The organism is Rouxiella chamberiensis (genome assembly GCF_026967475.1).
Lineage (GTDB): Bacteria > Pseudomonadota > Gammaproteobacteria > Enterobacterales > Enterobacteriaceae > Rouxiella > Rouxiella chamberiensis.
In genome coordinates, this window is the sequence record NZ_CP114058.1 from 596,162 (window position 1) to 619,300 (window position 23,139).

The 23,139-nt window shown below is 53.9% G+C and carries 18 protein-coding genes and 2 pseudogenes; 9 read left to right on the forward strand and 11 right to left on the reverse strand.

Features of this window, described 5'->3' with window-relative positions; all coding sequences use genetic code 11:
• The first annotated feature begins 214 nt into the window (after positions 1-214).
• The 3 genes from O1V66_RS02880 to O1V66_RS02890 all read left to right on the forward strand — a co-directional run bounded on the left by O1V66_RS02880 (position 215) and on the right by O1V66_RS02890 (position 3,852).
• On the forward strand, positions 215-1,687 hold the full coding sequence (locus O1V66_RS02880; RefSeq protein WP_045047251.1) for an amino acid permease: 1,473 nt from the start codon (positions 215-217) through the stop codon (positions 1,685-1,687).
• Between the two features lie 246 nt (positions 1,688-1,933).
• On the forward strand, positions 1,934-3,031 hold the full coding sequence (locus tag O1V66_RS02885) for a FecCD family ABC transporter permease (RefSeq protein ID WP_045047250.1): 1,098 nt from the start codon (positions 1,934-1,936) through the stop codon (positions 3,029-3,031).
• Positions 3,028-3,852: an ABC transporter ATP-binding protein gene (locus tag O1V66_RS02890; protein WP_045047249.1), complete on the forward strand. Its 825-nt coding sequence runs from the start codon at positions 3,028-3,030 to the stop codon at positions 3,850-3,852. Before O1V66_RS02885 ends, O1V66_RS02890 begins: the two co-directional genes overlap by 4 nt.
• A gap of 81 nt (positions 3,853-3,933) precedes the next feature.
• Here the strand turns inward: O1V66_RS02890 and O1V66_RS02895 are convergent, their stop codons facing one another.
• The 5 genes and pseudogenes from O1V66_RS02895 to puuD form a co-directional block, all read right to left on the reverse strand.
• Positions 3,934-4,917, reverse strand: coding sequence for an ABC transporter permease (locus O1V66_RS02895; protein ID WP_152623592.1), 984 nt, complete (start codon positions 4,915-4,917; stop codon positions 3,934-3,936).
• A 7-nt stretch (positions 4,918-4,924) separates the two neighbouring features.
• Positions 4,925-6,406 carry a sugar ABC transporter ATP-binding protein gene (locus tag O1V66_RS02900; protein ID WP_045047247.1) on the reverse strand — a complete coding sequence of 494 codons (1,482 nt, stop codon included), beginning with the start codon at positions 6,404-6,406 and terminating at the stop codon, positions 4,925-4,927.
• A 296-nt stretch (positions 6,407-6,702) separates the two neighbouring features.
• Positions 6,703-8,019 carry an NAD(P)/FAD-dependent oxidoreductase gene (locus O1V66_RS02905; protein WP_045047246.1) on the reverse strand — a complete coding sequence of 439 codons (1,317 nt, stop codon included), beginning with the start codon at positions 8,017-8,019 and terminating at the stop codon, positions 6,703-6,705.
• A gap of 58 nt (positions 8,020-8,077) precedes the next feature.
• A pseudogene (puuR, locus tag O1V66_RS02910) lies at positions 8,078-8,633 on the reverse strand (HTH-type transcriptional regulator PuuR).
• Positions 8,633-9,472 (reverse strand): gamma-glutamyl-gamma-aminobutyrate hydrolase, encoded by an 840-nt coding sequence (gene puuD / locus O1V66_RS02915; protein WP_082050978.1) that lies wholly within the window; start codon positions 9,470-9,472, stop codon positions 8,633-8,635. The pseudogene puuR and the gene puuD overlap by 1 nt, the downstream one beginning before the upstream one ends.
• Positions 9,473-9,860: 388 nt before the next feature.
• On the opposite strand from puuD, the gene O1V66_RS02920 reads away from it, so the two are divergent.
• Both O1V66_RS02920 and O1V66_RS02925 read left to right on the forward strand, forming a co-directional pair.
• Positions 9,861-11,294 (forward strand): glutamine synthetase family protein, encoded by a 1,434-nt coding sequence (locus O1V66_RS02920; RefSeq protein ID WP_045047244.1) that lies wholly within the window; start codon positions 9,861-9,863, stop codon positions 11,292-11,294.
• A gap of 499 nt (positions 11,295-11,793) precedes the next feature.
• Positions 11,794-13,167, forward strand: a complete 1,374-nt coding sequence (locus O1V66_RS02925; protein WP_045047243.1) for an APC family permease — start codon at positions 11,794-11,796, stop codon at positions 13,165-13,167.
• A 78-nt stretch (positions 13,168-13,245) separates the two neighbouring features.
• Here O1V66_RS02925 and sbcB read toward each other — a convergent pair whose 3' ends face one another.
• On the reverse strand, positions 13,246-14,676 hold the full coding sequence (sbcB, locus tag O1V66_RS02930) for an exodeoxyribonuclease I (protein WP_045047242.1): 1,431 nt from the start codon (positions 14,674-14,676) through the stop codon (positions 13,246-13,248).
• Positions 14,677-14,882: 206 nt separating this feature from the next.
• On the opposite strand from sbcB, the gene O1V66_RS21835 reads away from it, so the two are divergent.
• Positions 14,883-15,122, forward strand: a complete 240-nt coding sequence (locus tag O1V66_RS21835; protein WP_414058466.1) for an Arm DNA-binding domain-containing protein — start codon at positions 14,883-14,885, stop codon at positions 15,120-15,122.
• Positions 15,123-15,331: 209 nt separating this feature from the next.
• Here the strand turns inward: O1V66_RS21835 and O1V66_RS02935 are convergent, their stop codons facing one another.
• Positions 15,332-15,634, reverse strand: a complete 303-nt coding sequence (locus O1V66_RS02935) for a hypothetical protein (protein ID WP_045047240.1) — start codon at positions 15,632-15,634, stop codon at positions 15,332-15,334.
• 669 nt (positions 15,635-16,303) lie between these two features.
• Between O1V66_RS02935 and O1V66_RS21840 the strand changes: the two genes are divergently transcribed.
• Genes O1V66_RS21840 through O1V66_RS02945 form a run of 3 tightly spaced genes read left to right on the forward strand, consistent with a single transcriptional unit; the run spans position 16,304 to position 17,079 of the window.
• Positions 16,304-16,510: a phage holin family protein gene (locus O1V66_RS21840; protein ID WP_414058467.1), complete on the forward strand. Its 207-nt coding sequence runs from the start codon at positions 16,304-16,306 to the stop codon at positions 16,508-16,510.
• Positions 16,452-16,910, forward strand: coding sequence for a hypothetical protein (locus O1V66_RS02940; RefSeq protein WP_045047238.1), 459 nt, complete (start codon positions 16,452-16,454; stop codon positions 16,908-16,910). The genes O1V66_RS21840 and O1V66_RS02940 overlap by 59 nt, the downstream gene beginning before the upstream one ends.
• Positions 16,894-17,079 carry a hypothetical protein gene (locus O1V66_RS02945; protein ID WP_045047237.1) on the forward strand — a complete coding sequence of 62 codons (186 nt, stop codon included), beginning with the start codon at positions 16,894-16,896 and terminating at the stop codon, positions 17,077-17,079. The genes O1V66_RS02940 and O1V66_RS02945 overlap by 17 nt, the downstream gene beginning before the upstream one ends.
• Before the next feature lie 351 nt (positions 17,080-17,430).
• Here the strand turns inward: O1V66_RS02945 and shiA are convergent.
• The 4 genes and pseudogenes from shiA to fhuE form a co-directional block, all read right to left on the reverse strand.
• Positions 17,431-18,748: pseudogene (gene shiA, locus O1V66_RS02950) on the reverse strand (shikimate transporter).
• 266 nt (positions 18,749-19,014) lie between these two features.
• On the reverse strand, positions 19,015-19,713 hold the full coding sequence (locus O1V66_RS02955; protein ID WP_045047235.1) for an RluA family pseudouridine synthase: 699 nt from the start codon (positions 19,711-19,713) through the stop codon (positions 19,015-19,017).
• A gap of 95 nt (positions 19,714-19,808) precedes the next feature.
• On the reverse strand, positions 19,809-20,297 hold the full coding sequence (locus O1V66_RS02960) for a DUF4174 domain-containing protein (RefSeq protein ID WP_052673391.1): 489 nt from the start codon (positions 20,295-20,297) through the stop codon (positions 19,809-19,811).
• Positions 20,298-20,553: 256 nt separating this feature from the next.
• Entirely contained in the window at positions 20,554-22,761 is a 2,208-nt protein-coding gene (gene fhuE, locus O1V66_RS02965) for a ferric-rhodotorulic acid/ferric-coprogen receptor FhuE (protein WP_045047234.1), read from the reverse strand.
• Between the last annotated feature and the right edge of the window lie 378 nt (positions 22,762-23,139).

Consider the following 23,139-nt stretch of genomic DNA (forward strand, 5'->3'; position numbering starts at 1 on the left):
TTCGTCCTTTCCCCATTGGCTACCCGTCCTGACCTGTACAGCGTCGGGGCACGCCGTTTTCAGCGCGCCATGCCGTGAATGATATTGGGTACGCTAATAATTGGCAGCCGATCATGAACCCTTCTTATGTCATCGCGTTCGCACTACTCAGCCCAGCAGTTTTTGCTACAATCCGCGGCTAAAAATTGTCATAACGAGTATAAATAGGGCAAATATGGCTCAACAAAACACAAAAAATCAGCAGGTGGCTCCCACACTGCGTCGAGAGCTGAAGGCCCGTCACTTAACCATGATTGCCATTGGTGGCTCAATCGGAACCGGTCTGTTTGTGGCTTCCGGCGCGACCGTTTCTCAAGCCGGACCCGGTGGAGCGCTGCTTTCCTACGCGCTTATCGGCCTGATGGTCTACTTCCTGATGACAAGCCTTGGCGAGCTGGCCGCTTTTATGCCGGTCGCCGGTTCCTTCTCGACCTATGGCGCCAAATACGTCGAAGAAGGCTTTGGTTTCGCCCTTGGCTGGAACTACTGGTATAACTGGGCGGTGACCATCGCCGTCGAACTGGTTGCCTCGCAGCTGGTGATGAACTACTGGTTCCCCGATACGCCCGGCTGGATCTGGAGCGCCTTGTTCCTCGGCATTATCTTCCTGCTCAACTATATTTCCGTGCGCGGCTTTGGTGAGGCAGAATACTGGTTCTCCCTGATTAAAGTCCTGACTGTTATCGTCTTTATCGCCGTCGGCGTGATGATGATCTTCGGAATCATGAAGGGTGGCGAGTCCGCGGGCTGGCATAACTGGACCCTCGGCGATGCGCCGTTCGAAGGCGGATTTGCGTCGATGATAGGCGTGGCAATGATTGCCGGTTTCTCCTTTCAGGGCACTGAACTCATCGGCGTTGCGGCGGGCGAGTCCGAAAACCCGGGCAAAAACATTCCGCGCGCGGTACGTCAGGTGTTCTGGCGTATTCTGCTGTTCTACGTGCTGGCGATTCTGGTCATCAGCCTTATCATTCCGTACACCGATCCCAGCCTGCTGCGCAATGACGTGAAAGACATCGGCGTGAGTCCGTTTACGCTGGTCTTCCGCAATGCCGGTTTGCTTTCTGCGGCGGCGGTAATGAATGCGGTTATCCTGACGGCGGTGCTGTCGGCGGGTAACTCGGGGATGTATGCCTCGACGCGCATGCTCTACAACCTGGCGAGTGAAGGCAAGGCACCACGTTTCTTTGCCAGGCTTTCGAAGGGCGGCGTGCCGCGCAATGCGCTGTATGCCACGACACTTGTGGCGGCGCTGTGCTTCCTGAGCTCGATGTACGGCAATCAGTCGGTGTATCTGTGGTTGCTGAATACCTCGGGCATGACCGGTTTCATCGCCTGGTTGGGGATTGCCATCAGCCATTATCGTTTCCGTCGCGGCTATGTGGCGCAGGGACGAGATTTATCCATCCTGCCTTATAAGTCCAAACTGTTCCCGCTGGGGCCGATTTTTGCCTTTGTGCTCTGTCTGATCATCACTCTGGGTCAGAACTATCAGGCGTTTCTGGCAGACAAGATTGACTGGTACGGCGTGGCGGCGACCTACATCGGCATTCCGCTGTTCCTGGCTATCTGGTTTGGTTACAAGCTGGTCAAGGGAAGCAAGTTCGTGAAGTATCGCGATATGGAATTCCCGGAAAGCGAAGCCTGATTTCAACGGCGTATTCACTTTTCATGGCGGAGTCGCGGACTCCGCCATTTTTTTATCGGTATTTTGCAAAACGGTCATGTCTTGTTACGTGCGAGGCAAGTCGTTTACCCTTTGTTGATACCTAGAGCGGCGTACAAGATTTATACTGGATTGATAATCGTTATCGTTTATATTACTGTAATCCCCCTTTAAAACCTGCGCCGCTGTTTTTAGTCAGGTAGCCGCCAGCGAGAAATAAGTCTAAACATGAGTGTTTCATCCGATCCCCTTGTCCAATCAGCCAGTCAGCCTGCTGAAAATGGCATCGACGGCAGCGTAATGGGGCGTTATCAGTCCATTTTACGTCGCCGCCTGTCCATCATGCTGATTCTGGTTATCGCCATTTTTGGTTCGCTTATCCTCGATTTCGTGATGGGTCCCGCAGGGCTGTCGCTGGACACGCTGTGGCAAACGCTGTTCCACGCGCAGGCGGCCGATGCCGGTACGCGCGTCATCGTCTGGGATATTCGCATGCCCTATGCGCTGATGGCGGTGGTGGTCGGCATGTCGCTGGGTCTGGCGGGCGCTGAGATGCAGACCATCCTCAACAATCCGCTGGCAAGCCCGTTTACGCTCGGCGTGTCGTCTGCCGCCGCGTTTGGTGCCGCGTTGGCCATCGTGTTGAATATCGGCATTCCCGGCATTCCCGACCAATGGTTTATCTCGGCCAACGCCTTTATCTTTGCGCTGCTGGCTGCACTGATGCTCGACGGCATAACCCGCTGGACGCAGGTGGCAAGCTCGGGTGTGGTGCTGTTTGGTATCGCGCTGGTCTTTACCTTTAACGCGCTGGTGTCATTGATGCAGTTTATCGCCTCCGAAGACACGTTGCAGGGGCTGGTATTCTGGACGATGGGCAGTCTGGCGCGCGCCGACTGGACCAAACTCGGCGTGATGGCCACGGCTTTCGTGCTGCTGCTGCCGTTATCCATGAAAAGCGCGTGGAAACTGACGGCACTGCGCCTCGGCGAAGATCGCGCCGTGAGTTTTGGCATCGACGTGCGCCGTTTACGTCTTGGCACGCTGCTGCGTATCAGTATTCTCTCGGCACTGGCGGTCGCCTTTGTCGGCCCGATCGGTTTTATCGGGCTGGTCGCGCCCCATATTGCGCGGATGATGTTTGGTGAAGACCACCGCTTCTATCTGCCTGCCAGCGCCCTGATTGGCGCGCTGGTGCTCTCTCTGGCTTCTGTGGCCTCGAAAAACCTGGTTCCGGGCGTCATCATTCCGGTTGGGATCGTGACTTCGCTGGTTGGCGTGCCATTCTTCCTGAGCATTATTTTACGCCACAGGGGGACCGTATGAGCCTCACGAAAGAGCCACCCGCAGTCAATGCAGGGCAGGGGTTGCAGATTCGCAACTTTACGGCCGGCTACCCCAAACGCGCCGTGATTCGCGATTTGCAGGTGCCAAAACTGCCGCGCGGCGAAATCACCGTGCTGCTTGGCCCGAACGGCAGCGGCAAATCCACTCTGCTGCGGGCGATGGCAGGGCTGAACAAGGCAAAAGGGGAGATGATCCTCGACGGCCTGGACCTGATGACCATGCCGTTTGCCAAACGCGCCGAGCAGGTGGTGTATCTGCCGCAGTCGCTGCCCGCGGGCGTGCATCTGCACGTGCTGGAATCCATTATTGTGGCGCAGCGGGCATCGGGCGGGGCGGCGAGTCAGGCGCACACGACGGCACAGGTCATGTCATTGCTGCAACTGCTCGGCATTGAGCATTTGGCGCTAAGCTATCTGGATCAACTTTCAGGCGGGCAGAAACAGCTGGTCGGTCTGGCGCAGTCACTGATTCGCCAACCTTCGCTGTTACTGCTCGACGAACCGCTTAGCGCGCTTGACCTCAACTATCAGTTCCACGTGATGGATCTGGTGCGTCGTGAAACGCGTAAACGAAATATCATCACCGTCGTGGTGGTACACGATATCAATATCGCGCTGCGCCACGGCGACAACGTGTTGATGCTCAAAGACGGCAAACTGATTGCCGACGGCAGGCCCGAGCAGGTGATCACCGCCGAAAGTCTGGCGCAGGTGTACGGAGTGAAAGGGCGCATCGAGCGCTGTTCGCTCGGCACGCCGCAGATTTTAATCGATGGCCTGGTGAATACGCCTACGCTATAAGGCAAAAGGCCGTCCCTGTTGCAGGTGACGGCCTTTTTATCAGACTTGTTGATAACAGTGGTTTCTGGCTATCTTTTCTGGCTATCTCTTCTGAATATAGGTCAGCGCCAGCGCGATGGCCAACACCAATCCCTTGATGATATCCATCGCGTAATACGGCACCGACAACATCACCAGACCATTTTGCAGCACGCCGAGAATCACCGCGCCCAGCAGCGTTCCGAGGGCATTCGGCTTGCCAGAACCTGCCAGAGAAAAGCCGATATAGGCCGCCGCGACGGCGTCCATCAGGTAACCGCCACCCGCATTGACCTGCGAAGAACCGATCCTCGAGGCGAGCAGGATACCGCCCGCACCGGCCAGCACGGATGACATCAGATACGCCATCACGCGATAACGCGCCGTGCGGATCCCGGCCAGACGCGCGGCGAGCGGGTTGCCGCCAATCGCGTACATTCGGCGACCGTGCTTGGTGAGCGACATAAACAGCTGCACCGCGACGGTGACCACCAGCATGACAATCACGATGACCGGCACTTGCCCAAGCAGGCTAAATACCGGCGGCACCGTGCCTTCGGCCATGTCACCGCTCGGCAACAGCATGTTTTCGGTAATGGAGCCGCCGTAGCTGTAAGTCATCGCCGCGCCCTGAATCACGAACAGGCTGGCGAGCGTCGCCAGCATATCGGGGATTTTCAGGATAACAATCAGGAAGGCGTTGAACAGGCCGACCAGCAGGCAAAGCGCCAGCGTGATGGCAATTGCCTCGACCGTGCCAAAACCGTGCCAGACAAACATCGAAATAACCAGCGCATTGGCAAGCGACGCCGTGGATCCAACAGAAAGATCAAAGCCCCCGACGGACAGCGACAGCGACACGCCGATGGCGATAACGGTCACAATGGCAATCGAGCGCATGATGTTGATAATGTTCGACATCTCGAGGAAATTGTCGGACGCCAGACCAAAGAGCGCGATAAGCGCCACCACGGTGAGCAACATCCCCCATTTATAGAGAAATTCAAAAACATGATGACGCCAGGGTTGGGGGCGTTCAGGGGTAATTCTTTGCTCACGCGGGGGTTCCTCCGGTTGAATAATCTAAAAGGGTCTGCTCGTCGATATCGGCGGCGTCAAGCTCGGCGACAATGCGACCATCCCACAGCACCAAAATGCGGTCACACAATCCGACCAGTTCGGCAAACTCGCCCGAGGCGTAAATAATGCCTTTTCCCTGCTGCGCCAGTCCGTCAATCAGCCGGAAAACGTCCTGTTTTGCCCGAATATCCACGCCTTTGGTCGGTTCATCGAAAATCAGTACCCGACTTTCGCTGCGCAGCCATTTACCGATGGCGACCTTCTGCTGATTGCCGCCGGACAAGCGCGCCAGTTTTTGCAGCGGCCCGGAGGCACGAATGCCAAGGCGGGCAATGATCTCCCTTGCCCAGTTCAGCGAAGCCCGGCGATTAAAGATGCTCAAGGTCGAGAAGCTGTTGTCCGCCGCGACGCTGAGGTTCATCGGGATATCTTCCTCGATGAAAATCCCCTCTTTGCGCCGCTCTTCGGGCACCAAAGCCAAGCCTTGTTCCACGGAAAGATGCGGTTCACGCGGTTTCCAGGGCTTGCCGTACAGCGAACCCCGCGCAACCTGACTGGGCGACGCGCCGAACAGCGCCTTGCAAAGCTCCGTCTTGCCCGCGCCCGCCAGCCCGGCAATGCCTAAAATCTCGCCGCGATGTAGGCGAAGGCTGATGTCCCGCAGTTTGTCCTTGTCATGCAGTCCCTGAATTTCCAGCAACGTTTCAGTGCTGTGCGGCGGACGGCGGGGCGGATAGATATCATTTATCTGATGACCAATCATCTTTTCGATGATGTGTTCGCTGGTCAGCCCCTGCATGCTGTCATCGCTGACCAGACGGCCATCGCGCAGCACGGTCATGCGATCGCAGATATCGCGCAACTCGTGAATACGATGCGAAATAAACACTACAGCCATGCCTTCATCACGCAGGCGACGGACCAGCGCAAACAGGCGCTCGCTTTCCGCATGGTCGAGCGGGGCGGTAGGTTCATCGAGGATAAGAAAGCGGCATTTGTGCGACAGGGCGCGCGCCAGCAGGATCAGCTGTTTTTCGGCGAGGGTGCAGTTTTCGATGCGCTGCCGCAGATTGATATTAAGCCCCAGCTGCTCGGTAAGCGCCTGCGCCCTGGAATAAATCTTCGACCAGTCGAGCAGATGTCCGGGTTCTGAAAGGGCGTCGAGCATGATATTTTCGGCGACGTTCAGCGTCGGGATAAGCGCCACGTCGACTTCCTGCTGCACAAGATGGATCCCGTGTTCCCGCGCGTGATGCGGCTGGCTGATAGGAGCGGTTTTGCCATCGATTGCTATCTGGCCGCTGTAGTGATCATACGCGCCCGACAGCACCGCCATCAGCGTTGATTTACCGGCTCCGTTGGCACCGACCAGCGCATGTACGGCTCCGCCCTCGAGGGTGAAGTCGACCTGATGCAACGCAGAAAATCCACCGAAAGAGATAGAGATATTACGCATCTCCAGGCGCGAACGAGGCGGCTGAGAACTCACGGTGACGGACCCTTAGGTTTTAAAAAAGCATCAAGAAGTGAATAATTCAGCCACGTAATCATGACTGAAAAAATTAGGCAGAATTTTGTATCACAAGGCGCAAGCTTAGGAAAACGCTTATAAATTATAAGGTGGAACGAAAATGCATAAGAGGGGAGGGCCTCACCCTTTAGCTTCTCCTGCGACAGCCTGTACGTCACTCAAGGCCTCAGTGAGCACAGGCTGTCGGGAGTAACACAGGGAACATTACAGACGCAGTAAAGTCATACCCCTAAACGATCCCGCAGCGAATAGTACGCCGCACCAAGCGCAGTAAAGGGAACCTGGAAGTTTCTGCCGCCGAGGAACGGCATATGGGGCAGACTGGCGAAAGCATCGAACCGCTCGGCGTCTCCGCGCAGCATTTCGGTAATCAGCTTGCCGCCGAGATGCGTGAGCGTGACCCCGTGGCCGCTGTCACCCTGCATGTAATAGATGTTGTCCTCCAGACGGCCGAACTGCGGCATGCGGGAGAGCGTCAGCAGGAAGTTGCCACTCCAGCGGTAATCAATCTTGATACCTTTTAACTGCGGGAAGGTCCGATAGAGTTTCGGCAGGATAACGGCATCGATGCTCAAGGGATTCTTGCCGCCATAGTTTACACCGCCACCGTACAGCAGGCGGTTATCGGCAGTGAGCCGAAAGTAATCCAGCAGGTAATTGCAGTCTTCAACGCAGTAGTTGTTGGCGATGAGCTCGCGGGCAGCCTGCTCTTCAAGCGGTGCGGTGGCGACGATTTGCGATCCGCAGGGCATGCTTAACCGGCTCAGGCGCGGCATTAGCTTGTGGCCTAAATAGGCATTGCCGGCGAGAATCACGTAGCGGGCGCGCACCTGACCTTTACTGGTATGCACGCGGGCAGGATTGCCGTGATCGATTTGCGTCACTATCGAGTGTTCGAAGATTCTGCCGCCGTGATGACGAATGGCTTCGGCTTCGCCAAGGGCAAGATTGAGAGGATGAATGTGGCCGCCGTTGCGGTCAAGCAGTCCGCCGACATAGCGCCGTGTGGCGATTTCCTGCTGGATCTCCTGCTGGTCGAGCAATTGCAAATCGGTGTGCCCGTAACGGTTCCACAGTAATCGCTGTTCGCGCAGTTTGCCAAGCTGCCGCTGGCTCAGTGCGGCAAAAACGCAGCCGGGACGATAATCGCAGTCTATGGCGTACTGTTCGATGCGCTGGCGAATGATAGAGGCGCCTTCGAACATCATGCTGCCGAGCATGTCGGCGGTGCGTGTGCCGTAGCGCTCTTCAATGACATCGATGTCTCGGCTGTAGGAGTTGACAACCTGACCGCCGTTTCTGCCGCTGGCACCCCAACCCACGCGGTTGGCCTCCAGCACTACAACATCATAGCCCGCTTCGGTTAAAAACAGCGCGGAGGAGAGGCCGGTAAATCCCGCGCCGACGATACAGACATCGCAGTCGATAGATTCGGTGAGTTGCGGCCAGGGTTCAACCGTATTTGCCGTGTCGGCATAGTAACTTTCAACGTGTGCAAGACCATCAACAGCAAAAATGCTTCGCGTGTGAGCATCCATGATGACTTCCTTCTTCAGGCCCCCGTTCCTGTCAATCGGTCGACACGAAAAGAAGAGATTAAAGGGTTGGACTGTGTGCGCTGACGATGCGGCAGACCCGCGTAGACTGATTGCTGAAGCTGTGCGGAACTGCCGAATTTATGATGTAACTCTGGCCTGCCCGCAGCGGATAGCGCTGGCCATCGATTGTTAACACGATTTCCCCTTCGAGCAGGGTGCCCACCTCCTTGCACTGGTGCTTCATCTTTTCACTGATGCGGCTGCCGGGCTGATAGGCTTCCAGCAGCATCACCGTGGAATTTTGCGGCGTGTCGTGGCTTAACATCTTCATGGACACGCCGCTTTTGCCAATTTCCAGCAGATGATCGGCGTTGAACACGATGCGCGGCTCGCTTTCCGCCTCTTTTTCGGTAAAGAATTCGGAAAGCGACAGGCCATAGACACGTAAAAGTTTCTGCAAGGTGCTCACCGCAGGACTGACCTTGTCCTGGTTCGATAGTGCTGATGGCGCTATGAGTCAGACCGGAAAGCTCGGCGGCCTTGCGCTGCGACATGCCGAGATGCTGGCGAATGGCCGACAGTCTGCGCCCCGGCGCCAACTCCGCCGTGCTCATTAACTTTCACCTCCGTGGAAAATTTCGTGGCGCGTTCGACAGGCGCTGATAAAGGCGTCGAACAGCTGTTTGGAAACCGGATCGGTCAGGCTGTGCCATTCGGGGTGCCACTGCACGCCCAGGGCAAAGGGGTGATTACGTACGCTGACCGCCTCGACCAGATTATCGGGGGCCACGGCTTCGACCGTGAGCGTCGGCCCCAGACGTTTTGCGCCCTGACCGTGCAGCGAATTGACCTGAAAATTCCGGTATTCGGGCAGCAGTTCGGCAAGCAGACCGCCGGGCGCAATCTCGACCGGATGCACCAAATCGTATTGATTGTCGTGCGGCAGCGACGTGTCTTCGCGGTGATCCATATAACCCGGTTGATCCTGCACTTTGCGATAAAGCGCGCCGCCGGTGGCAACCACGAGTTCCTGCATTCCGCGGCAGGCAGCAAACAGGGGGATCCCTTTCTCGAGCGTGGCGTTGATAAGCGCGAGACTGAGTTTGTCGCGACCGGGATCGGCCAGCTCTTCAATGCCGTCTTCGCCATAATGATGCGGTTCGATATTGCTCGGACTGCCGGTAAGAAAGATGCCGTCAAGGCGCGACAGCACGCTTTCGATAGCGCCTTCCCGCGAAGCAAGTTCGTGGGGCAGGGCGACTGGTAACCCGTTGGCGTTGAAAATGGCATCGAGATATTTCTCGTGCACGGTCAGCGCCGGATTCTGGTCGATTGTGTTTTCGCACATCACCACGCCGATAATGGGCCGATAGGCCGAGTCGCTGACGTAGAGTGAGTGAAGGGGTTCCGCGATGGGATCTGCGGTGTCGATTGTGGAAGAAATATTGTCCATTTTACCGCCTCTTTGAGTTGATTAAAATGTTCACAGCCCTCCCATTGCACCGCGTTGGTTCAATAAAAGTGACCTCGCGTGTTCAATATTTTATCAATCTAACAGGGCGTCGGTGATTTTTCAAACACGTATGTAAATGGTTTGTGACTATTGCAAAGCGTTTGTGATAACGCTATGGTTTTCAGTGTGGGCTATTTAATGAACGATAAAAGGTCTATATTTATAGTGTTTTTACAGGTAGGCAGAGAAGCGAGACACTCTTTTTACTTTCATTCAGGCACCTTTAATGACGGGAATTAAGCAATTGAATAGAGCGAATTAACCTTGGCGTGCATTACCATAAGGGTAATGCGACAGACGCCAGTAACACGCAAACGGCGGAAATCCTATGCAAGCAATCGACCTGATTACTCAAGATCTCGAAGTTGACAGCTTCGCCATCCCCGGCGAAGAAACGCGAAGTAGCGCGTTCCAGGATGAAGTTACTCAGTACCTGGAGCGTCAACCTTTAACGCAGCACGTAGATGTCCTTCTCACCGATTTAAACGGCAGTTTCCGCGGTAAACGCATTCCTCTCTCGGCACTTCGCAAAATCGAAAAAGGCTGTTATTTCCCGGCCTCCGTGTTTGCCATGGATATTCTCGGCAATGTCGTCGAAGAAGCCGGTCTGGGTCAGGAGTTGGGCGAACCCGATCGCATCTGTCTTCCCGTTCCCGGCACCTTGACTCCCTCTGCCGCCGACCCTGAACATATCGGGCAACTTCTGTTGACCATGCTTGACGAAGATGGTACTCCCTTTGACGTTGAACCCCGCAATGTGCTGAATCACATCTGGCAAACATTGCGCCAGCGAGGATTATTCCCGGTGGTAGCGGTAGAGTTGGAGTTTTATCTGCTCGACAGGCAGCGTGACGCCGATGGCGCATTGCAACCTCCCTGCACGCCGGGTACGCAGGAACGCAATATTCAAAATCAATGCTATTCACTCGACAATCTCGACCATTTTGCTGACGTTCTCAGCGATATTGACCGACTGGCCCACATTCAGGGACTGCCCGCCGACGGCGCGGTGGCGGAATCTTCGCCCGGTCAATTTGAAATCAATCTGCATCACACAGACAACATTCTTGCCGCCTGCGACCATGCGTTGACGTTAAAACGCCTGGTCCGGCTGGTGGCCGAAAATCACGACATGGACGCCACGTTCATGGCGAAACCGTATGATGAATACGCCGGAAGCGGCATGCACATTCACGTCAGCATGCTCGACGACAACGGCAAGAACCTGTTTTCCAATGCACAGGGCGAAGACTCCGCGCTGATGAAACGCGCACTGGCCGGAATGATTGCGCTGATGCCTGCCTCGATGGCGGTGCTCGCGCCGAACATCAACGCCTATCGCCGCTTCCAGCCGGGCATGTACGTGCCGGTACAGGCATCCTGGGGTCACAACAACCGGACGGTTGCGCTGCGTGTGCCGTGCAGCGATGCCAAAAATCATCGCGTCGAATACCGCGTGGCCGGTGCCGATGCCAATCCTTATTTAGTCGTCGCGGCCGTATTGGCGGGCGTATTGCACGGGCTGGACAATATTTTGCCGCTGCCGGAACCCGTTACCGGCAATGGTCTCGAACAGGAAGGGATCCCGTTACCGATTCGTCAAAGCGATGCGTTATATGAATTTGAACAGCAAAACGATCTGCAAAAATATCTGGGCCGACGGTTCAGCCGCGTTTATCACAGTTGTAAATCCGATGAACTATTGCAGTTTGAACGTCGCGTAACCGAAACCGAAATTGACTGGATGCTAAGAAACGCCTGATTTATAAGGTTTAGTTTATAATTTCACGATAATGGCCTTGCGCATCGACTCTTTATTAAGCGTAGTGTCTATCGAAGCGATAGAAATAAATTATCGAGTTTATGCCGCTATATCTTGTCATATGGCTTCAACTTGGTGCAAAATAGCGCCCATGCAAAATAACCGACGCCTAAACGCGCCGGTTATTTTTTTGCATGGTTTTTTACACTAATTCAACAGAGGCCGGACCTAGATCCGGATAGATAACCAGATTTCGTGTTCGACCCCAAATAAATAACGGTCGACACTATGAGGAAATGTAAGATGGGGCAATTTTTCACACCTATACCGGACCCTTCCGGTGTTGCTTTCACTTGTGCGCCACTCCCGGCCACCTTTGCGTCACTCATCCACGACGTGAAGATCAATCCCCCATTTTTATCATCGAGTCGCGCTACGCGAAGGTCATCACCTGCCAGCTTGCTTAATCAGAATGTAGCCGGTAAGGGGAGCCTGAATCATGTCGCATAATCACTCTGCCACCATTGCTGCTGCGCCACCGCGCATCAAACTTCGTCGTACCCTGACGCTGGTTCAGGTAGTGATGATGGGCCTTGCCTATCTGCAACCGATGACCATTTTCGATACCTTCGGCATCGTGACCGGTCTGACCGACGGCCATGTCGCCACCGCCTATCTGTTCGCGCTGGTTGCCGTGCTGTTTACTGCCGTGAGCTACGGCAAGCTGGTTAAACGCTTCCCGTCTGCGGGTTCTGCCTACACCTACGCTCAAAAAGCCATCAGCCCGCACGTCGGCTTTATGGTGGGTTGGTCGTCCCTGCTTGATTATCTGTTTATGCCGATGATCAACATCCTGCTGGCCAAAATCTACCTTGAAGCCATTTTCCCGGGCTTCCCGTCGTGGATCTGGGTGGTGGCGCTGGTCGGCCTGATGACCGCCTTCAACCTGCGCGGCATCAAGCTCGTCGCCAACATGAACAGCGTGGTGGTCGTGGTGCAGGTTGCCATTATGGCCCTGATCGTCGGCCTGCTGATTTACGGTGTCTATCACGGTGAAGGCACGGGTACGCTGGTGAGCTCCAAGCCATTCTGGTCCGAGAACGCCCATACCGTGCCGATGATTACGGGGGCCACAATATTGTGCTTCTCGTTCCTGGGCTTCGACGGCATCAGTTCACTGTCGGAAGAGACGCCGAATGCGGATAAAGTCATTCCACGCGCGATTTTCCTGACTGCGCTGATTGGCGGCATTATCTTTGTTGTGGTGTCCTACTTCCTGCAACTGTATTTCCCGACTATCGCGCGCTTCCACGATCCGGACGCGTCACAGCCGGAAATCATGCTGTTCGTGGGCGGTAAGCTGTTCCAGTTCATCATTCTGTGCTTCTCCTGTGTGACCGTTCTGGCATCCGGAATGGCTGCGCATGCGGGCGTTTCACGTCTGCTGTACGTGATGGGACGCGATGGCGTATTCCCGGAGAAAATCTTCGGTTTCGTGCATCCCACCTGGCGTACCCCGGCGTTCAACGTAGTGCTGGTCGGTGTCGTTGCGATGTCTGCCATCAGCTTTGATCTGGTTACCGCAACGGCGCTTATCAACTTTGGTGCGCTGGTTGCCTTTACCTTCGTCAACCTGGCCGTTATCTCGCAGTTCTACATCCGCGAGAAACGCAACCGTACCGTCAGTGATCATATTCATTATCTGATCCTGCCGGTCATCGGTGCGTTGACCGTGGGCGCGTTGTGGCTGAATCTCGAAGCCAGCTCAATGACGCTGGGTCTGGTGTGGGGCGCGATTGGTCTGGCCTATCTGGCGTATATCACGCGTCTGTTCCGTCAGGCTCCGCCGCAGATGAACGAAGACGTAGACTAGATTCTCTGCTGATCTGGTACAAAAAGGGACTCAATCGAGTCCCTTTTTGCTTTTATACGCCGCGATAACGTGTCGCTATCAGCCGACCAGTTTCTTGCCGTAATCAAACAGCGCCTTGAGCAAGGCAGTTTTTTCGGCGTCTTCTTCATGCAGGTTATAGAGCGATTCAAGCTGCAATACGTAATCCTGCACCTGCTCCGTAGTCAAAGATTCCTGACGATGCACCCGCCAGCGCTGCTGCTCTGCGTCAGTCAACGTTTGCGGATAGTTGCGCGCGCGGAAGCGGAAAAGCAGTTCTTCAAGACGCGAGTCCTGGAAACGCAGGTCCAGCGCGGCGAGGTTTTCCGGCGCGGTTTGCTGGATGATGCGCATGGTGGCGCGATCCGCATCGCCAAAAAAGCCGTCGTACAGGCGCGCATCCACGTTCTGCGAGGCGACGAAAGGCTCCGCTTCGGCAAACAGCGCGACCACTTTTTCACGAATCTGCGTGTTTTGGCGCAGGATTTGCAAATTTTCCAGACAGCGCGCGCGGTCAATGTCCAGCCGCTCGGCGTTTTCGGGCAGCAGCGTTTTGGCCGGGGCCAGTATCGGGCATTTGTTGATATGAACCAGCTTAATCGGCAGCGGTGACTCGCCGGGCGCGAGAGAGTCGCGACGGCTATAGAGGCGCTCGCGCATCTGGTCGGCATCCAGTTCCAGCAGTGGGGTCATATCTCCCGCCAAATCACACATGATGACCGCGTTTTTATTGTCCGGATGCCACGCCAGAGGCGCGACCCAACTGGTATTGCCACGCGCTGCGCCAAACATGCCGGAGACGTGCACCAGCGGCGACATGGCGGGAATATCGATAAGCGTATTAATCTTGTTTTTGCCACGATGGCTGAGCAAATAATCAAACAGTCGCGGTTGCGCCTGTTTCACCTGCTTTGCCATCGCGATAGTGGCATAAACGTCAGACATCGCGTCGTGCGCGTTTTCGTGCGCGATACCGTTCGCCTGAGTCAAATGCTCAAGGCGGAAGCTCGGAAAGCCTTCCTCGTTTTCCGGCCAGTTGATGCCCTCGGGACGCAGCGCATAGCAGGCACGCATAACATCCAGCAGATCCCAGCGGGAATTGCCGTTTTGCCAGCTGTAGGCGTAGGGATCAAAGAAGTTACGATAAAAGATATTGCGGCTGACTTCGTCATCGAAACGGATGTTGTTGTAGCCCACAATGCAGGTGCCGGGCACGCTGAAGGCGTCGTGGATTTTGGCGGCGAACTCGTTTTCGCACAATCCTTTCGACAGCGCCAGTTGCGGCGTGATACCGGTTATCATCACGGCTTCGGGCTGCGGTAAATAGTCATCCGAAGGGCGGCAGTAGATGACCAGAGGTTCTTCAATGATATTGAAATCAGCATCGGTGCGCACACCCGCAAACTGCGCAGGACGGTCAAGCGCAGGGTGCTTTCCGAATGTCTCATAATCGTGGAAGTAGAAAGTAGGTTGTACGGGTTTGTCTGACATTGCTTTATTGCGCCTGTATTTGTGTGTATTGTTCCATTCAAACCAACAAGTTAACTACATTCTTCGTCTTATCCCTTCTTATGAATCATAAATAAAACTAAGCTAGTCAAGTTGTTCAATGGTACACATTGGGTACAAAATTAACTTTTCCCTGTGTACAGAATATATCTTGGCTTTGATTACGTTCACTTCATCGCAAGCCATACATAGGGAGCCCAGAGCTTTCTGAGGGTGATGAGCTAGGTGTAAGGATATCATCTCTCGGCGCAATGACCTTCCAATTTCGTTACCGCTGGGAGGGCAAAGTTCAGCGCATATCTCTTGGGAAATATCCCCCCAATGGGACTAAAAGATGCCGAGCCCTTTTTGGCAAACTCTGCCAACTCTATGACAAGGGAAATAATCCCCTGATACACTTTGATGTAAACACACATCCTCTGAACTGACTGTAGGCGAATACCTGGAGCATTGGATGGAATGTTATGTACGCACTCAGTTGCGTACAAACACTGTCAATCTGTACGATGCCTTTGTAATCAAGAACATGAAAGATGTGTTCAAAGGTCGATCGGTAAGCTCAATTTCAGTGAAAGACTGGATCAGCTTTTCGGTGCTCAGGAGAAAGAAGGTCAATATGTGTTTGCATGATGTTCATTCAAGCCAGCTTGTCTGGCTTAATGTTTGTCTCGTACTCGACAAACTCCGCCGGGATAAGGCCAGCATCGATAATCTCAACGCATCTCGTTGGCGCTCTTACGGTGACCTGATGAATAGCTTGAACGTTTTGCTGCAACTTCATCCCTGTGGTCATCTTGTAAGCGGTCTGGAAAGCGCGTTTAAGTGCAACTATTACTTCCGAAGATTCCATTTCATCGCAAATAACCTGAACTTTGTCGTAAATATCTTGCTGTTTTGCAGCCTTGGCGGATTGGATTTCTTGCTCCAACGTATGAGGCATTATGTAGCCAAATTAAGGTATTGCAGGCAATTCCATTTGCCAAACCAGATAAGCGGCACTAATTCTCCAAGTTTTCAGCCAGCAACTGCACAGCGCGTGTAATTATTGCCGATTGAGCTATACCAGCCTCTTTAGATAAAGCTTCGATTAATTCGATTGTCTCTACAGGCAACTTATAGCCTTTGGAGCGAACACCGCGTTTCTCGTCACTTTATTGCTGAATCTCAGAAATTGACTTAGCCATAAAAAATCCTGAATTACTGAGGTTAGTGTGGAAGGGGATTCTCTCCTCTCTTCTGGTTCTTGGTAAGCTGCGAAACTTACGACTAAGAGAATAAGCAGAATGATGTTTAACTTCATCAAAACCCTTTCCTCATGTTGGCCTCTGCTTCGGTAGGGGCCTTTTCGTTTCAGCGTATTGCTGATGCAATGATTATAGGATCACCTATATGCTTAGGTAAGCATTACCTCACCAAAAACGCTAAGATATCAAATGATTAAGGACAGCTTCGATGGCTCATTTTTAAGCCCAAATTTAGCGCCGAGCAAGCAATCTCAATTGACCCTGTGTCTCCCCAGACACTGGCGCTAACCCCAAAGTTTACAGCCTCCCCTTTGCGAGGTATTCGGATGAAACATATGCCAGAAAGATCCGACACATGGGCGGCTATGATCGCCTGGCTGGCAAATCATCGTAATGAGGCTGGTTACTCCATTCTGGCGTTCGCTATGTCGATGTTAGCCACTTCAAGAAACATGAAGACTATCTGGAGAGACCGAATGACCGGTGCGACCATGTGCGGAATTCTTTGTTTCTTTGCTCAACCCACTCTGCGCCATATTGGGCTGGACATTCCCGCCTATCAGCCTCAATGAGCAGACTTGGCAAGCAATTCAGCAGGACTCTTTGCAAAAGGACTACAGGTCAGGTGCATTAAAAGCGGCAGCCAGCGTGACCGATTCAGCGGCTATCACACCGATATTAACGGGTATCGACTCTCTGCCATATTCAGCAGTGCAAACCATTCGCGGCACAGTTGCACATGAGTCAGGGCATCACGTTTACTATCAGAACTTTGACGTGCTTGATAAGCTCTCTCTCGAGGCTTACGATCGCGGCTGGGGGCTTGCTCTGAGCTTCTATGCTGGTAAGAACCACCGCGAAGTGTTTGCCGAGTCATTTTCCCTCTATCTGGCCGGTGAAAAAGTAGAGCGGGCACGCATTTACCCACCGATTCTGAAATGGCTGGAAGATAACGATGTGGAAGAACCTTGATAAGGCAAGCAAGTTAGCGGATATCCGCCCGGTGCCTGATGACATCATCGAAAAAATCCGTGCGATAGCGGATAAGACGCCAGATCCAATTGAGAAGGCGCTCGTTGAGAATCTAATGCTGATGTTTGTAATGTATCAACGTGAGCATGGAAGTTTCGAAGGTTACTAGTTAGTTCGAATGGAATATGGGTCGCTTAGGCGGCCTTTTTTATTGCATTGCAGATAACGGCCTTAATTGGTTATAAATACTCTATAAAACATAAGGATATAAAGATTATTGCTTGTATATCCATTGGCAGTTGGGAAGTAGATGAGAAATAGCCCCGCTTGAAGCCGATTGCGTTGTCAGGGCATGACTGTAGCGCGCACATCGAATGTCCCCTGGCGTTACATAATAGCGTGAACAACCGCGGAAAACGGCGCGTGCAACCCGGTACTGCAAACGGGGAGCAGGTCATAGGTGCCGCTTTTAAATTTCATGCAAAAAAGCCCGTAACACAGGGTGAAACGGGCTTTTCGTTTAGCGGGCTGCTTTCATGGTCAGTGCCGTACCGGCGGAGAGCAGACAGCCGGCCAGCAGATAGATAGCCACGCTGTGCCAGTCGCCGCCGAAAAAGGTGACCAGCGAGGCGGCAATCAGCGGCGTAAATCCACCGCCAACCACACTGGCGACCTGATACCCGACCCCTGCGCCGCTGTAGCGGTAGCTCGCGCCAAACATTTCCGTAAACATCGGCTGCTGCACGCAGACCACCATGTCATGGGCAACATTCGCCAGCATAATCGCAAAGAAGATTATCCAGAACATCGAGTGCGCTTCCATCGCCATAAAGAACCGGGAAGGCGCTGAGCATGCCGACCAGCGCACCGGTGATATAAATGCGTCGGCGACCAAAGCGGTCGGCCAGGTAGGCAAACAAGGGAATGGTCAGGCAGCTTAGTCCGCCCACCAGCAAACCGATGTTGAGAAACAGTTCGCGGGGCAGGCCAAGATTCTGGGTGGAGTAGCTCAGCGCGAAGGTGGTCACAATATACATGGTCAGCAATTCACACAGACGCAGGGCGATAATCTTCAGAAACGCGCCCGGATGACGTAACAATGCCTCGATAACCGGCAGACGCGCTTTCGTTTCTACCTGCTGTTTCTGCTGAGCCTGCTGTTCAAATTCGGCGGACTCGATAATGCCGTTGCGGACCCACAACGCCGCCAGCACCAACAGGGTGCTGAACAGGAAAGGAATGCGCCAGCCCCAGCCAAGAAACTGTTCATCGGTAGTCAGGTTACTGATTAATGACACTAATCCGGTTGAAAGCAAAAGCCCCACACCATAACCAATCTGCACGCCACTGCTGTAGAACGCTTTTTTCTTTTCAGGTGCGCATTCGACGGAAAGCACGGCCGCGCCGCCCCATTCGCCGCCCACGGCAAAGCCCTGAATGGCACGCAGCGTCACCAAAAGCACGGGCGCCCACCAGCCAATCATGTCAAAGGTCGGTAGCAGGCCTATCAGCGCGGTCGCCAGCCCCATAATCCACACGGTCATCATCAGCATGCGTTTGCGGCCAAGACGGTCGCCAAAATGGCCGAAAATGATCCCGCCTAGGGGCCGGAATAGAAATCCGACGCCAAACGTTGCCAACGCAGCAATGGTGCCCATCGCCGGACTAATCTGCGGGAAAAATTCGCGGTTGAACACGAGCGCAGCAGTGATGCCATAGAGCAGGAAGTCATACCAGTCTACTACAGCGCCGGCGAAACTACCCCAGGCAGCTCGGCGGGCACGGTTGAGTGAAGACGTCTCCTTACCGGGGGTATTTGAAATGAGGGTGGAGTCCATACTTGTCCTGTTTACACTGATTTTTTTCTAATATTCGTTGAGGGTCACTGATTCATCGGGCCGACATTCAAGACGGCACATGAGACTACCCTGACATCAGGTGCGAGGAAACATAAATTTGACAAAAAATTGCCATAAAATCCTGATAAATGCATTGGCATACAAGGATTAAGGTTATATCGACCCTAAAAGCGTCCCTCCGCAATGCGGTGATTTCACCCCCTCAAACGCTGTAAAAACATTCAGTTTGCACATTATTCCGGACTCTAAAACGGACTGGCACAGAGCGCTTTGATCACTTCATGGGTGACGGGATGAACAAAATGCAACTCGCTGGCGTGAAGCATGAGTCGTGACGTCTGTTCGGTACCGGGCAGCAGCAGGCCGCCATACAGGTCACAGCCTAAAATAGGGTGGCCGAGTTGCTGACTGTGGATACGAAGTTGGTGCGTGCGTCCGGTTTCCGGAGTGAGTTCAACCCGCGTCACCGGCAGCGGCGTGCCGTCTCCCGGCGTATGAAAACAGCGTTCTATCACGCGATAACGGGAGCGCGCGGGCTTTCCGTGGATAGCGCAGAGAGACATCAGCGGAAACAGCGCAGGATCTTTGGCTATCGGGGCGTCGATCGTTCCTTCGTTGTTCTCGAGATGCCCGCAAAGTAGCGCGCTGTACACTTTGGTCACGGTGCGCTGGCTGAACTGTTGACACAGCGCGGCATTGACAGGTTTGTTGCGCGCGATAACCATCAGCCCGGAAGTCCCGAAATCCAGGCGATGAACCAGCGTGCAGCCTGGAAATACTTTGACCAGGCGGTGATGCACTGAATCAAGATTTTGCGGATTTTTCCCGGAGAGGCTGAGCAGTCCGGCAGGTTTGTTGACGAGCACCAGATGAGAGTCCTGATAGAGGATCTCTATCTCGTCATGACAGGGCGGAGCGATAAAGGTGTCGATTATCTTGGACATCAGGCTTCACGAATGAATAGGGGGAGCGGATGATAACGAATTTCAGGCCGGGTGGCGACTCTGGCCGTAATCCGACTCTCCCGTCATGCAGGTTATCAATCGAGATTGGCTTTGCGCATCGGCATTCTGTCGATGGTCGAGAGCAGCGCTTTCGTGCTTATCGGCCGTTGTTCCCGCAGTTTCATTCCGCCGTCTTTACCGACCAGCACCACTTCAAAGTCTTTGGGTTTGAGCTGGGCGCGCAGATGGCCGTTTGCAGCGGGCGAGGTATCGCTCAGTACAATGATATCGCGCTCGGCAAGGTCGGCTTGGGCCTTTTGCAGCATCGCTATCTGCTGAACGTAGTGCGGGTCTTTGTCGGAGGGCGCGAATATGACGAGAGGGCGATTATGCCATTGATAAGGCTCAAGATTAGCGGTTTCAGGCGCGAGTGAACGAAACAACCCGTCTTCTGCGGCCTGCGTGGTACAGCTGGACAGCAGCGCGAGGGCGACGAAGAACAGGCGTGACGTCAGCGACACACCCTGAGAAAAATGACGCGTGTTCTCGTTTTTTGCAGACAGAATGGATCGAATGCGCAGCATGGCGTTTCTCCCTTCGCTTGAACAGGCAGTGTGATTGAAATGAACCGTTATCACACGACGACAATGAAGATGCTCTATCAAGACTAGCGGAAGATTATGGGTCCGACCGCCTGTTGACGGATATTTACCCATGATTTTCAAAACGGAATGCGTAAAGCGGGCAGTGTTGTCTCACTGCCCAAGGTAGCTGAATCATGCTGTTGCGTACGGATTGATAAAGCAGGACGCCCCGAACCGCCGGAGCGTCCTTGTTGGCTTAGAACTGGTAAGACACGCTGACGGAGTAATTACGCGGTTCGCCATAAACATAGCTGTTCATGTAAGTGTAGTAGGTGCGGTCGAACAGATTGTCGACGTTGGCCTGCACCGCGACCTGCTTGTTTATCTGGTAACGGGCAAACAGGCTGGCCAGCGGATAGCTGCTCTGGTACACACGCTGAGTGCTGCCATCCGGCGCGCTGACATCTTCAAACACGCGGTTTTGCCAGTTGATCCCGCCGCCAATCGTCAGGTCACGCAGCATCGGCAGTTGATAACGGGTGAAAAGCTTGAACACGGTCTGCGGCTGGAAGGCGTTATAGCGGCCTTCGGAATCACGTGCGACATAACGCGTTGCCCCGAAGGTCATCTGCAAGTTGTCGGTAACGGCACCGTTTAACTCGAATTCGGCGCCTTTACTGCGCGCACCCTTGGTGGGCGTGTAGGCTTGTTCGCTGCTGTTATTGACGTAAACGCCGTTCTCTTCCGTGCCGACGTTATTCTGCTCAATACGGAACACCGCAAGCGTAGCGGTCAGACTGCCATCGAACCAGGCGGATTTCAGACCGGTTTCATAGCTTTTCCCGGTGACCGGCGAGAGATAATGCCCCGAACTGTCGCGATAGGTTTGCGGCTGGAAGATTGAGGTATAACTGGCATAGGCAGACCAGGTATCGTTGATGTCATACACCAGACCCGCGTATGGCGTCAGGTTGTTCTTGTCCATATTGCCGCTGCTGCCGTTGGTGCTGTACTGCGTATAGCGCGCGCCGACAATCAACGACAATGGATCGGCGAGCGAAAAACGGGCTGCGGTATAAGCCGATTTTTGGCGCACTACGTCGTTGGCGTTGTCATACCAACCCTGCCACTGCGGGTCGACGACCTTGCCGTTCCAGTTGTTATTGAACACCCCGATATCCCCGGTCGCGATGTCATAATTGTCCAGATCGGTCACCCCGTCCTGACTCTCGGTAACGTTGTGCTGACGGCTGTAGCTCACGCCCATCATGAGCTGATGCTGGCGTCCCAGCAACGAGAAGGGTCCGCTGGCGTATCCATCCACTGAGGTCAGTTCACGCTTGCCGCGGTCCATGCTGCCATAACCATCCGCGCCTTCACCGGTCGCTTCATCCGGCGCGGAGGTATAACCCAGATACAGCAACTTATCGCTGAACGTATTTTCGGCGTGCGTGCCATTGAGATGGAAATTCCAGCCATTGTCAAAGTTATGGTCCAGGTCGACATACACCTTGCGCGCGGTCGTATGGTAATAGGTCCAATCGGCGGAAGAGTTCAGGCTGCGATTGTAGTGCGTCAGGGAACCATTGCTGTAAAAGACGGGCAATCCTCCCCAGGAAGGATCGCGCGTGTCGGCATCCTGATAATCGTATCCCAGCGACACTGTGGTGTTATCGGTGAGGTCAGCGTCAATCACGCCATAAATGAATTTGGTATTTTTATGGTAGCGATCAAGCCAGCTGTCCTGATCCTGATAGCCCGCTATTACGCGGCCACGCACCGATCCCGATTCATTGAGAGGGGTCGTGACATCCACAACATAGCGCTGCTTGTTCCAGCTGCCATAGCTGGCGCTCAGGTTCCCGGTCAAGGTTTTGCTGTCGGCGTGTTTGCGCACCATATTGACGGAAGCCGCCGGGCTGCCCGCGCCCGTCATCAGACCGGTTGCGCCGCGCACGACTTCGATGCGGTCGTAAATCGCGGTGTCGGAGGCGGCGTCGCCGAAGTTCCATGCATCGCCCATTGAGGTCGGGATGCCGTCGAACGTGAAGTTCGTCAGCTTGAAACCACGGGAATAGTATTCGGTGCGTTCACTATCCACATGATCGCCACTTAGGCCGGTAGTATTGTTCAGCACGTCGTCAATGGTTTGCAGTTGCTGGTCCTGCATGCGCTGCTGGGTGATGACACTCATGGACTGCGGCACGTCGCGCGGAGTCAGCAGTAATTTGGTGCCGGCTCGCGTCGTTTTTACCTGATAATCCTGTGATGCCTGTTCACCGCCATTATCGGAAGGCGTGGCATCGACGACCAGCACATCCTCTTTTTTGGTGTTGTCTGCCGCGAGGGCCATGACGGGATTGAGAAGGCTGTGAACGGCCAAAGCCATTAACGATACTCTAAAGGTTTTACTGATGCCCGACGCGCTTGAACTAGCGCGAGATTCCCTGCGATTCAAAGACATACTATTTCCTGTCAAAAATAAATGTGAGCGGCTGTCCCGGCACTTCTGTTGTTATAAAAGTCGACTCGTCATTGTGCGAAAAAGCCCAATATTACGAGGCTAAAAAGTGAAGAAGCACATTGATTGAGAAAGCCAATGATAATCATTTGCTTTAATAATTCAAAAAAGGTTTCGGTAAAAATGTAATTATTTATTTACTTTATAAAAATCAATGAATTATAAATAACGAATTACGCTTTGGCGGGCTTTTCAACGGGAAGAACAATAAAAAATGAAAGGCGGGGGAGGCAGAAAGGTAAGGATTAAACCCACGCGAAAAACGTGGTTCAATGGCTATCACATCCATTGGTGTAACGATGTATGACGTAGTAATCAACT